Origin of the sequence: Streptomyces longisporus (assembly GCF_039532765.1) — a bacterium.
Taxonomy (GTDB): Bacteria; Actinomycetota; Actinomycetes; order Streptomycetales; family Streptomycetaceae; genus Streptomyces; species Streptomyces longisporus.
Genome location: NZ_BAAASG010000016.1, coordinates 212542 through 224203, shown reverse-complemented (window position 1 = coordinate 224203; position 11662 = coordinate 212542). Strand labels below are relative to the sequence as shown.

Annotated in this window: 11 protein-coding genes; 6 read left to right on the top strand and 5 right to left on the bottom strand. The window is 70.8% G+C overall.

The window, feature by feature from the left end; translation table 11 throughout:
- Positions 1 to 10 precede the first annotated feature (10 nt).
- Positions 11 to 895, top strand: a complete 885-nt coding sequence (gene sucD, locus ABD355_RS33070) for a succinate--CoA ligase subunit alpha (RefSeq protein ID WP_099930861.1) — start codon at positions 11 to 13, stop codon at positions 893 to 895.
- Between the two features lie 73 nt (positions 896 to 968).
- On the opposite strand, the gene ABD355_RS33065 is transcribed toward sucD, so the two are convergent.
- Positions 969 to 1916, bottom strand: a complete 948-nt coding sequence (locus tag ABD355_RS33065; protein ID WP_425585821.1) for a sigma factor-like helix-turn-helix DNA-binding protein — start codon at positions 1914 to 1916, stop codon at positions 969 to 971.
- Here ABD355_RS33065 and ABD355_RS33060 point away from each other — a divergent pair.
- On the top strand, positions 1899 to 3710 hold the full coding sequence (locus ABD355_RS33060) for a cell division protein PerM (RefSeq protein WP_344404565.1): 1812 nt from the start codon (positions 1899 to 1901) through the stop codon (positions 3708 to 3710). The two genes, ABD355_RS33065 and ABD355_RS33060, sit on opposite strands and share 18 nt — an antisense overlap.
- Before the next feature lie 31 nt (positions 3711 to 3741).
- Here the strand turns inward: ABD355_RS33060 and ABD355_RS33055 are convergent, their stop codons facing one another.
- Complete coding sequence (locus tag ABD355_RS33055) at positions 3742 to 4503, bottom strand: hypothetical protein (RefSeq protein ID WP_344404564.1); 762 nt, start codon at positions 4501 to 4503, stop codon at positions 3742 to 3744.
- A 318-nt stretch (positions 4504 to 4821) separates the two neighbouring features.
- Between ABD355_RS33055 and purN the strand changes: the two genes are divergently transcribed.
- The 4 genes from purN to ABD355_RS33035 all read left to right on the top strand — a co-directional run bounded on the left by purN (position 4822) and on the right by ABD355_RS33035 (position 8781).
- The gene (gene purN / locus ABD355_RS33050) at positions 4822 to 5451 is read left to right on the top strand and encodes a phosphoribosylglycinamide formyltransferase (protein WP_344404563.1); all 630 of its coding nucleotides are present in this window, start codon (positions 4822 to 4824) and stop codon (positions 5449 to 5451) included.
- Positions 5448 to 7037 carry a bifunctional phosphoribosylaminoimidazolecarboxamide formyltransferase/IMP cyclohydrolase gene (purH, locus tag ABD355_RS33045; protein WP_344404562.1) on the top strand — a complete coding sequence of 530 codons (1590 nt, stop codon included), beginning with the start codon at positions 5448 to 5450 and terminating at the stop codon, positions 7035 to 7037. Before purN ends, purH begins: the two co-directional genes overlap by 4 nt.
- A gap of 364 nt (positions 7038 to 7401) precedes the next feature.
- Positions 7402 to 7905, top strand: a complete 504-nt coding sequence (locus tag ABD355_RS33040; RefSeq protein WP_344404561.1) for a hypothetical protein — start codon at positions 7402 to 7404, stop codon at positions 7903 to 7905.
- A gap of 150 nt (positions 7906 to 8055) precedes the next feature.
- Complete coding sequence (locus ABD355_RS33035; RefSeq protein ID WP_344404560.1) at positions 8056 to 8781, top strand: glycoside hydrolase family 16 protein; 726 nt, start codon at positions 8056 to 8058, stop codon at positions 8779 to 8781.
- A gap of 10 nt (positions 8782 to 8791) precedes the next feature.
- On the opposite strand, the gene ABD355_RS33030 is transcribed toward ABD355_RS33035, so the two are convergent.
- From ABD355_RS33030 to ABD355_RS33020, 3 genes are all read right to left on the bottom strand, one after another.
- The gene (locus ABD355_RS33030) at positions 8792 to 10456 is read right to left on the bottom strand and encodes a protein kinase domain-containing protein (protein WP_344404559.1); all 1665 of its coding nucleotides are present in this window, start codon (positions 10454 to 10456) and stop codon (positions 8792 to 8794) included.
- 73 nt (positions 10457 to 10529) lie between these two features.
- Positions 10530 to 10997, bottom strand: a complete 468-nt coding sequence (locus tag ABD355_RS33025) for a hypothetical protein (protein ID WP_344404558.1) — start codon at positions 10995 to 10997, stop codon at positions 10530 to 10532.
- Between the two features lie 128 nt (positions 10998 to 11125).
- A complete protein-coding gene (locus tag ABD355_RS33020; protein WP_344404557.1) occupies positions 11126 to 11626 on the bottom strand; it encodes a hypothetical protein in 501 nt (166 codons plus the stop codon).
- Positions 11627 to 11662 lie beyond the last annotated feature (36 nt).

Genomic DNA, 11662 nt, shown 5'->3' with positions numbered 1-11662 from the left:
ACACACAGCCATGGCTATCTTCCTCAACAAGGACAGCAAGGTCATCGTCCAGGGCATGACCGGCTCCACGGGCATGAAGCACACCAAGCTCATGCTCGCCGACGGCACCAACATCGTCGGTGGCGTCAACCCGCGCAAGGCGGGCACGACCGTTGACGTCGACGGCACCGAGATCCCGGTCTTCGGCACCGTCGCCGAGGCGATCGAGAAGACGGGCGCGAACGTATCCGTCCTCTTCGTACCGCCGGCCTTCGCCAAGGCCGCCGTGGTCGAGGCGATCGACGCCGAGATCCCCCTCGCGGTCGTCATCACCGAGGGCATCGCGGTCCACGACTCGGCCGCGTTCTACGCGTACGCCGTGTCCAAGGGCAACAAGACCCGGATCATCGGCCCGAACTGCCCCGGTCTCATCACCCCGGGCCAGTCGAACGCCGGCATCATCCCGGGCGACATCACCAAGCCGGGCCGCATCGGCCTGGTCTCGAAGTCCGGCACGCTGACGTACCAGATGATGTACGAGCTGCGTGACATCGGCTTCTCCTCGGCCGTCGGCATCGGTGGCGACCCGGTCATCGGTACGACGCACATCGACGCGCTCGCCGCGTTCGAGGCCGACCCCGACACCGACCTGATCGTGATGATCGGTGAGATCGGTGGCGACGCCGAGGAGCGCGCCGCCGCGTTCATCAAGGAGAACGTGACCAAGCCGGTCGTCGGCTACGTCGCGGGCTTCACCGCGCCCGAGGGCAAGACCATGGGTCACGCGGGTGCCATCGTCTCCGGGTCCTCCGGCACGGCTGCCGCCAAGAAGGAAGCCCTCGAGGCCGCCGGTGTGAAGGTCGGCAAGACGCCGACCGAGACGGCGAAGCTGGCGCGGGAGATCCTGGCCGGCTGAGGCGTTTTCAGCTGAGCGTCGGTGGGCCCGTTCCCCTGGGTGGGGGCGGGCCCACCGGCGTTTCGCCACGCGGCTATTGAGTCAGCGGTACGAGCCGCTCCGGCCCGTGCGCAGTTGCCCCCCGCAGCTTCGCCCGTAGCTGCACCTCCCCCTGTGACAGTGCCCCCAGGGCCACCCGTGGTGGGACCCCCCGCACGGTCGAGCCCGGGGGTACCGGGGGCTCGTAGTGCGTGGGGGCCGTACGAAGGGCCAGGGCCGTTGTGCCGATCAGGGCCGTTGTGAAGGCGATGGCGGCCCGCGTCCAGAAGCGGGCGCTGCGTTCGCCGCGGCTGCGGACCGTCGGTGGTCCGGGGGCGGGCTGCCGCTCCGTGGAGGCCAGTTCGACCAGACGGCGGTTCAACTCGGCCGGGTCGGCAAGCTCCGGCAGGCGTGCGGCGATCGCCTCGCGCGCGTGCAGCAGCCGGTGCGCCGCCGCCGGAGTGCTCGCCTCCGCCTCGGCCGCCGTCTCCGGCAGATCGAGGCCGACCCCGTCGTAGAGCAGCAGCGCCCTGCGGTACGACGGCGGGAGTTCCATGAGTACGTGCATCAGCTCGCGGTCGCGCCGGTCGACGAGCGGCGGCTCGGGGCGGCGCCGCAGGCCCGGGCGGAACCGGTGCCAGGGCGAGAGCGCGTACTCGTAGGCCGTCGCCCGCACCCACCCCGCCGGATCCCGGTCGACGGCCACCTCGGGCCAGCGCTGCCAGGCGAGTTGGAAGGCCCGCTCGACCGACTCGCGCGCCAGCTCGCGCCGCCCGGTGAGCAGGAACGTCTGCCGTACGAGGGCGGGGGCGCAGAACGCGTACAGCGCGTCGAAGGCCTGAGCGGGCGTCAGCTCGAGCGGCAGCGGGCTCGCAGGGGTCGACGTCACGGGGCGCCCTTTCGTACGAAAAAGTACATAAACGTATATTGAGCGACACTTCGGCGGTTTGCCTATTACGGCGATAAAGCGCGTGTCGTTGGGAGCATGGCGGTCGTGATCCAGACGACTGCTCGCCGAGCTCCGCTGCCGTACCTGCGTGCCCGGATCCGGGCCAGGATGCGGGACCGATCGCCCGGCCTTGGCGCCGGCGTGGCGGGCGGTGCGGTGGCCGCCGGGCTGGGGCTCGGGACGATCACCGTGCTGGTGATGGTGTTCTGGATCAGTTCGCCGTACCCCGACAGCGGGCCAGGCGGTGCCCTGCACGTCGCCGCAGCGCTGTGGCTGCTGGCGCACGGCACCGAACTGCTCCGCACCGACACGCTCTCGGGTGTCCCCGCCCCGGTGGGGGTCACTCCGCTGCTGCTGTTCGCGGTGCCGGTGCTGCTGGTGCACCGGGCGGCGCGGGACGTGGTGTACGGCGGCGAGGAGGACGGGCCGCTGCTGTCCGCCCGTACCGCCTGGGCGGGCGTCGTCCTCGGCTACCTCGGCGTCGGCGCGGCCGCGGCACTGTACGCCTCGGGCGGAGAGCTGCGCCCCTCGTGGGGGCGGCCCATGCTGTGTCTGCCGGTGCTCGTCATGGTGATGGCGGGGGCCGGGGTGTGGACCGCGTACGGGCATCCGCGCCGGGCGTTCGACGGTGTGCTGAAGCTGCTGCCGTCCGGTCTGCGCAGCTTCGTCCGCGGGCCGGGCTCCCACGCCCGCCTGGGCATCGCGGCGCGCTCCGCGGGGGCCGGTGCGGCGGTGCTCGTCGGGGGCGGGGCGGCTCTGGTGGCCGTGTCGCTGGTGTGGCACGGCGGGACGGCGCGGGTCTCCTTCCTGCAGCTGACGGAGGGCTGGTCGGGCCGTTTCGCCGTGCTGTTCCTGTGCCTGGTGCTGGTGCCGAACGCGGCGGTGTGGGGGGCCGCTTACGCCCTCGGGCCCGGGTTCGTGCTCGGCACGGGGCATGTGGTGGACCCGCTGTCCTCGGCACCGGCCCCGCTGCTGCCACCGTTTCCGCTGCTGGCCGCGGTGCCGGACGCGGGGGCCGGCTGGTGGCCGAACTGGGTCGCGGGAGCGGTGCCGGTGGCGGCCGGACTCGCGGTGGGGTGGTTCGTGGGCGGCGCGGAAGCGCGCGACGCGTCCTCCTCGCCCGACGCCGGAACGTCCGGGACCAGGAAGACCGCCGGCACCGCCCTGCTGGCGGCCCTGCTCTGCGGGGCCGCCATGGCCGTGCTCGCGACGATGGCGGGTGGGCGGCTCGGGGTCGGGGAGCTTGCCAGGTTCGGGCCGGTGTGGTGGGAGACGGGGGGCGCGGCGGCCGTATGGACGGCGCTCGCGGCGATTCCGACCGCGGTCGGCGTGCGGGCCTGGCGGTGCCGGGGCGGCCGGGGGAGCGGGGCAGGTGCAGACGCCGGCTCGAACACCCTCGCCCTGCGGCCGAGGACCATCGACCCGAAAGCGAAGATCGTCGAGCCGAGGCCGGAGGCGGCGGACTCGAAGCAGGAGAAGCAGGAGAAACAGGAGAAGTCGAAGAAGACAAAGAAGGCAGACAAGGCAAATAAGGCGGCGAAGGCGGAGAAGGCGAAAGGCGGGGGCCGGTTCCGGAAGAAGAAGTCGGCTTCCGGCGGGGCGCAGAGTGCGGCGGACGCCGGGACACCCTCCGCCCCCTACGACCAGGACGACGGGTACGGCGCGCTGCGCGACCAGGAGGAGGAGGCGGGGTTCGGGCCGTACGACTTCCTGCCCGTCGATTCCTCGCCCCGGCCGGAGGCCTCATGGCCCGGCGAGGCCACCCGGGAGTCCCGCTGGGCGGCCCTCAAGGACGCGTCCGACCCGCCTCGGACGCCGGATGCACCGGAGACGCCGGACGGGCCGTGAGCGCCGATCGCGCTGTCGCAACGGCCGTTCGTCAGCCGTTCGTGCCCAGCAGCCCCCGCAGTTCCTTCGGCAGCAGCTGGGTGCAGGACTGCTTCGCCTGGTTCGTGAGGGCGTCGTTGGTGCAGTTGTAGTAGTCGCTGTACACCATCTGCGCGGTGAAGGTCGCGGCCACCAGTGCGATCGCCAGGGAGGCCGTCACCAGGCCGGTCACCGCCGCCGTCGTCTGCGGCCGGCCGCCGGGGTCGCCCGCGGGCTCGGCGCCGGTCCTCGCGCGCAGGGCACTGATCCCCCAGTACAGGGCGAGGGCGCCCAGCAGCAGGGCCACGTACGGCCAGCTGAACAGGGCGAAGAAGAAGGCCCACATGCCGCACAGCAGGGCGTAGCGGGCGCGGCGCTGCGAGGGGTCCGTCGGGTCCCAGCGCATGCCGGAGCTCGGGGTGTTGTTGCCCTGGCCCTCGGGGCCGGGGGGCGGACTGCCGGGGCGCTCACCGAAACCGCCGGGGGAGCGGCCCGGCTGGCGGTCGCTCCACTGGCTGCCCCACGGGGAACCGGACTCGCCGGACCCGTCGCCGTTCTCCCCCTCGGCCGGGCGGCGCGGCCGCCACGGGCGGTCCGGGGTGCCCTCCGGAGGCGGGGCGAAGGGGTTGTCGTCCTCGGGGGAGTCGCCGGTCTTGCGGTCCGAGGGTGCGTCGGGCGGAGAGGCGGGGCGCTCCCGCAGCAGCACGCCGCGGTGCTCCCCTCCCTCCACCGACTGCGGGGGGAGCGTGAGCAGTCGCAGGCTGCGGTCCGGCATCAAGTGAGCGTCTTCCCCTAGGCGATACGGCGGTGAGCAGGCGTTGATCAAGCAATGATCAGGCGTTCGTACGGCTGTCCTTGCACGAGCTTCCACTTCGGAAACGCACAGCACCACGACCACGTTCCCGACCCGGGCTCTCCCAGACGCTACCTTCCGGCCGCGCCCCCGTCCCGTGGGGGCTGCCCGGAGTGCCGGTATCGTTGCTGGCGTTCGGCCGCTTCGTAGACTTCCCCGTATCCCGGGGCGCGAAGCATTCGTACGAACGTACATACGGCCGACTGTACGGAACCGCTCCCCCGAGAAAGGGCCCCCACCGTGGCCGCCAAGCCCGTGGCCAAGCGCCTCGTCGTGCTGGTCTCCGGATCCGGCACCAACCTCCAGGCGCTGCTGGACGCCATCGAGACGACCGGCGTCGAGGCCTACGGCGCCGAGATCGTGGCCGTCGGGGCCGACCGCGCCGGCATCGAGGGACTCGCCCGGGCCGAGCGCGCCGGGCTGCCGACCTTCGTGACGAGGGTCAAGGACTACGGGAGTCGCGAGGAGTGGGACGCGGCGCTCGCCGAGGCCGTCGCCTCGTACGAGCCCGACCTCGTCGTCTCCGCCGGGTTCATGAAGATCGTGGGCAAGGAGTTCCTGGCCCGCTTCGGCGGCCGGTTCGTGAACACGCACCCGGCCCTCCTCCCCAGTTTTCCCGGAGCCCACGGTGTGCGCGACGCGCTCGCGTACGGCGCCAGGGTGACCGGTTGCACCGTCCACTTCGTCGACGACGGCGTCGACACCGGACCGATCATCGCTCAGGGCGTGGTGGAGGTCCGGGACGAGGACGACGAGAGTGCGCTGCACGAGCGCATCAAGGAAGTCGAGCGAAGGCTGCTCGTCGATGTCGTGGGGCGGCTCGCCCGCAACGGCTATCGCATTGAGGGACGAAAGGTAGTTATCCAGTGACCGCCGACAGCAACAAGCGGCCCCTTCGCCGGGCGCTCGTCAGCGTCTACGACAAGACCGGCCTCGAGGACCTCGCACGCGGCCTGCACGAGGCGGGCGTGGAGCTCGTCTCCACCGGGTCCACCGCCGGCCGTATCGCCGCCGCGGGCGTCCCCGTCACCAAGGTCGAGGAGCTCACCGGGTTCCCCGAGTGCCTGGACGGCCGGGTCAAGACCCTGCACCCCAGGGTGCACGCGGGCATCCTCGCCGACCTGCGCCTGGAGAGCCACCGCGAGCAGCTGGCCGAGCTGGGCGTCGAGCCGTTCGACCTGGTCGTGGTCAACCTCTACCCGTTCCGCGAGACCGTCGCCTCGGGGGCGTCCCCCGACGAGTGCGTCGAGCAGATCGACATCGGCGGCCCGTCGATGGTCCGCGCGGCCGCGAAGAACCACCCGTCGGTCGCCGTGGTCACCAGCCCGGCCCGCTACGGCGACGTCCTGGCCGCGGCCAAGGACGGCGGCTTCGACCTCACCACCCGCAAGCGGCTCGCCGCGGAGGCCTTCCGGCACACGGCCGAGTACGACATCGCGGTCGCGAGCTGGTTCGCGAGCGCCTACGCCCCTGTTGACGACTCTGAGTTCCCCGACTTCCTGGGCGCCACCTGGGAGCGCGCGCACACCCTGCGCTACGGCGAGAACCCGCACCAGCCCGCCGCCCTGTACGTCGACACTGCATCCATCAGCGGCTCCGCCGCGGGCGGAGGCGGCCTCGCGCAGGCCGAGCAGCTGCACGGCAAGGAGATGTCGTACAACAACTACACGGACACGGATGCCGCGCGCCGTGCCGCGTACGACCACGACGAGCCGGCCGTCGCGATCATCAAGCACGCCAACCCCTGCGGTATCGCCGTCGGTTCGGACGTCGCGGAGGCGCACCGCAAGGCGCACGCCTGCGACCCGCTGTCGGCGTTCGGCGGCGTCATCGCCGTCAACCGCCCGGTCTCGAAGGAGATGGCGGAGCAGGTCGCCGAGATCTTCACCGAGGTCATCGTCGCGCCGGACTACGAGGACGGCGCCCTCGAGGCCCTCGCCAAAAAGAAGAACATCCGCGTCCTGAAGGCCCCGTCCGCGCCCTCCCACCCCGCCGAGCTCAAGCCCATCGACGGCGGCGCGCTCCTCCAGGCGACCGACCGCCTCCAGGCCGAGGGCGACGACCCGGCCAACTGGACGCTGGCCACGGGCGAGGCGCTCTCCGCCGACGAACTGGCCGAGCTGTCCTTCGCCTGGAAGGCCTGCCGCGCCGTCAAGTCCAACGCGATCCTGCTCGCCAAGGACGGCGCCTCCGTCGGCGTCGGCATGGGCCAGGTCAACCGCGTCGACTCCGCGAAGCTCGCCGTCGAGCGTGCGGGCGCCGAGCGCGCCCGGGGCTCGTACGCCGCCTCGGACGCGTTCTTCCCCTTCCCGGACGGCCTGGAGATCCTCATCGAGGCCGGCGTGAAGGCGGTCGTCCAGCCGGGCGGTTCGGTCCGCGACGAGCTGGTGGTCGAGGCCGCGAAGAAGGCGGGCGTGACGATGTACTTCACGGGGACGCGGCACTTCTTCCACTGAGCCGCGCATTCGCCACAGTGTCATCCGCCCGTACGCGGTTTGCGCCGCGTACGGGCGGTTCCTCTGCGCTCTCACGTCAGACCCTCCTGGTCCGACCCATCGGATCCGTTGCTGGGCTCTCCTAGCGATTGCGGTCCTTGATGGGGCATCTTGACGGGGGATGCCGGGCGACTCGGTTCAGGCGCCGGGCATCGGGAGGATATTGAAGATGTCGGACGGGTTCTCCGTGGCTCTCGACGCGCTGCGCAAAGCCGCATCCGGGATCAGTACCAGACACGATGAACTGGCCCCGGCAGTCAACGACCGGTGAGGTCTTTGTGCGCCCATCGAGGTCAGTGCGCGCCGCGTTCCCCTGGGAGATCCCGTGAGCACCAGCAAACCGGCGTGGTCCGAACGCGAGCTGCCGGCGTTCTTCAAACGGTGGCGCACCGAATGGAAGGACGAGGAGCTCTCCCCCTCCAACTACCTCGACTACGAGGGCGGTTTGCGCTTCGTCCTGGCAGCGGCCTGGCTGTTCTGCCCCGAGACGGTCGAGTACCGCGGTTGCGTGTTCCTCAAGGAGAACTTCAGCCAGGACGTTGTCGACAACTGGTTCACGACTTTGGGCCATGATCGGGAACGAATCGAAGCAGTCGTCAATCAGGTCAGATTGTGGGACGTCTTCCTCAACGCTTCCCGGACGGACGACGAACAGCTAGGGGAGGAGCTGCCCCAGCTCGCGCTGGCTCTGGGGGAGTGCTGGCAGGGAGTCCTGTCCGCGCGCTACCCGGACCGGGAGATCACCGTCGAGGTCGGCGACGAGGAGGACGGCTCCTATGGGCCGGCTGTGACCTTCCGGACATCCCCGGCCGTCTCGGATTTCGACTAGCAGCCCGCGTAGCGCCCGTGGCTTCAAGTCCAGAAGCCAGGAAGTGATCTGCGCCGCGTATCTTGTCAAACGTTGAACGGACTCCTACAGTCCGGTTGATCGGAGTGGGACCGCTCCCACCTCCCGTGTCATCCGAGCGATGGAGCCGCGATGTCATCTGCACTTCTCCGGCCGGGACGCCTGATAGTCGGCGCCGTGGCGGCCTTGTCACTGCTTCTCCTGGGGCAGCCGCAAGCCCATGCGGCGTCCTGGGGAGCCCCGCAGACGGTTAACTCCTGGAACGTCATCAACGGACGGTGGACCGCCAACAACGAACTGGAGACCTACACTCCCGGCTGCGTCTGGTACGAGGGCAACACCCTGGTCATCAAGACCTACAAGTCGGGCGGCACGTACTACTCGGGCCGCGTGGAGTCCAAGGCGCTCTACGGCTACGGCACCTACAGCTTCACCGCGAACATGCCCAACGGCCAGGGCCTCCTGCCCGCGGTATGGGCGGCGTACCTGAATCCATGGCTGCCCGAGTTCGACGCCGCCGAAATCGTCGGCCAGAACGCGAACACCGTCTACCAGACATCCCACGACACCAACAACGCCCAGACCCAGTTCTCGAAGACGAATTCAGCGGGCTGGACCAACGCGTACCACAGGTACTCGTTCACCTGGTGGCCGGATCACATCGACTTCGCCGTGGACGGCACCATCACCGGCACCAAGTGGTACACCACTCCTGCGGGTGTCGGGATGCACTTCATCGTGAACACCGCCGTCGGCGGCGACTGGCCGGGCAACCCCAACGACTCGACATGGGCCACGGGAGACGGCGCGAGGTATCTGAAGGTCTCCTCGATCACGTACACCCCGTACTTTCCGTAAGGGTTCCGCTTCAGGTCGAACTGCGCAGTGCCGCCCAGGTGTTGGGCCCGACCTGGCCGTCGACCTCCAGCCCCTTGTCGCTCTGGAAGCTCCGTACCGCCGCGTCGGTGGCCTTGCCGAAGTCGCCGTCGACGCCTGAACCGCCCACGCCGTAGCCGCGCTTGGTCAGCATGCACTGGACCTGTACGACGCGTTGGCCGCGGTCGCCGAGTTGGGTGAGTTCGGTGCCGGAATAGGTGGTGCACTCGGTGAGCCATGGCGGCTTGGCCGGGGCGGGAGTCGACTTCGAGGGGGCGGAGGTCGGGGTGCCGGGGGTCTTCGAGCTGGGGCGGGGAGTGGGGCTGGTTCGGGGGGCGCCTTGCGTGCCGTTGGCGGAAGGGCCGGCGGAGGTGATCGGGTTCTCGTTCTTCATCCCCTTCGCCTTCGCCTTCTCCTTCGGGTTCTTGGACGGCGAGGAGGGCCCGTCGCCGGACGCGCTGGTCGTGGCGCTGGTGGAGGCCATGCCGGCGCTGCTTGCGAGGTTGCCGGAGGACGACGGGCGGGTGAGCAGGAAGGCGGTCACGGCTACGGCGCACACCCCGAGTACGGCGGTGAGGGCGACGTACCGCTTCCTGCGGGGCCGGACGGGTGCGGTAGGCGTCACCGGCAAAGGCACCGGCGGGCCGAAGCCCGGCCCCGCCGCCGGGTACACCACCCGCTGGGTCGGCGTCTGCTGAGCCTGCTCGCCCCGCAGGGGGCTGTTCCGCAGCACGTCGTACGCCTGCTGCCGGGCCAGGAGGCGGCTGCCGAGGGGCTCCTGCCAGGAGGTGGCCCGTGGGTGTGCGGCGGCGGCGTCGATGAGGTCCTGTGGGCCCGGCCGTAGCGCGGGGTCCTTGTTGAGGCAGGCCGTCAGCAGCGCGGCCAGGGCGGGGTCGGCGGCCGCGACCTGGGCCATGACCTCGGCGTTCGGCTGCTCGGAGGCGACGCGGTGCAGGACGTCCATGCCGGTGCCGTCGCCGAACGGGGCGTGGCCGGTGAGCGCGTGGACGACGGTGCTCGCGCAACAGAACACATCCGACGCCGTGTCGCAGCGGCCGTCCCTGAGGTACTCCGGCGACATGAAGGCCGGGGTGCCGACCCGGCTGCCCGTGGTGGTGATCGCGCTGGCGTCCACCGCTTGTGCGATGCCGAAGTCGATGACGTGCGCGCCCTGTTGGGTCAGCAGCACGTTCGACGGCTTGAAGTCCCGGTGCACGATCCCTACGGCTGCCAGTGCGCCCAGCGCCCGGCCGAGATCCGCCACCAGCCGCCAGGCCCCGGACGGCTCCAGCACCCCGCAGTCCCGTACGGCGTCCGCGAGATTGAGCCCGGGCAGATAGGCGGTCGCCATCCACAGCAACTCGCTGTCGGGCTCGAATCCGGTACCGAAGAGCTCCGGTGTGTACGGCGCGCCCACGCGCGCGTGCACGGTGGCCTCCCGCTCGAACCGCCGTCGGAAACGCGGGTCTTCCGCGAGCTCGGGCCGGACGACCTTCACCGCGGCGAGCCCGGGCGTCCCGTCGCCGTGCCTCGCCAGATAGACCCGCCCCATGCCACCGCTGCCGAGCAGCCCCAACGGCACATACGGCCCGATACGCACCGGATCGGCCGGCCGCAGGAGTCTCGCACACGTCTGTGCGAGGGCGGCGTCTGACATGGATCCCCCGACGTGTTCTCTGTCGACCTCGGTCACCCCAACGTGCCCTGGGGCAGCACTGGTTGACGAGAGACTATCGGGTCGCCGGATCGCGCTGGGCGACGTAGGCCGCCGCCAGTGACGCGCACGTCGTCCGGGGCTTACCGGCAGGCACCCAGGTCTCCAGTTTCTGCAGGACGCCGAACTCGTCCTCGCCGCCGCCCTTCTTCTTGATGGCTTTGAGCGTCGTGTCGACGACGGTCGCCAGGTGGGGGAGGTCCTCCTTGCAGCGCGGTGCGAGTGCAGCGAGTACCTGCTGGTACTGGTCGGCAGGGCGAAGGCCGCCGTCGAGGCCGGCCAGCTTCTGCGCCGGGCCGGGTGGCGGTGACGTCCGGGTCGCCGGGGTCGCTGCCGGGCTGGTGTGACCGGCGGCAGGTTGCGCGGCGGCCGTCGAGGCGTCGTGTGTGGCGGCGTTCTTGGATCCGCAGGCCGTGCCGGCCATCAGCACCGGAACGACGATCAGTGCCCCCACCGCGACTGCGGTGTTCCCTCTTCTGCTCACGATCCCCCTGTCCACAGGTACCGCTCCCTGGTCTCGGGCGCGGCACGGGGACCGTACAACAGCCGGAACGTACGCGGTCTCCGGCCCTCCCCCGAGGGAGCCGGAGACCGCTGTCCATCGGGCGCCCGTCAGCAGGGGCGCAGGGACCAGATCGGGTCCCAGGTGGCCGTGCCCGCCTGGTACGCCGTGGACGTCCAGCGGACGCTGCCGTCCTGGTTGTAGAACCTGGCGACCGTGCCGGGCGTCTGGTTGTTGGTGAACGGGCCGTCACCGGTCCAGTTGCTGACGGTCCACGTCTGGCACTTGTAGAAGTCGAACTTGGTGCCCCTGACGATCATGCACAGGTGGCCGTAGTCACAGGCCAGGTCCTGGGCGCCGAGCTTGCTCTTCGGGGCGCGGGTCAGGGTCAGGCCGTCGTACTTGACCTCATCGGCGGTGGTCTTGAGGGCCTTCGGGTGGCCGGCGAGCACCTGGTCGGCGGTCTGCTGGAGGCTGTTGACGCGGATGCCGTCCGGCGTCGAGGTCACCCGGGTGCCGTCCGGGGTGTCGGCCGCGGTGGCCGCGACCGTCGAGCCGGCGAGCAGGGCGGTGGCCGCGAGGAGCAGTGCGGCGGGCTTGGCGATGTTCACGATGTTTCCCCCATGAACTCTGGTGGTCGTTCCGCC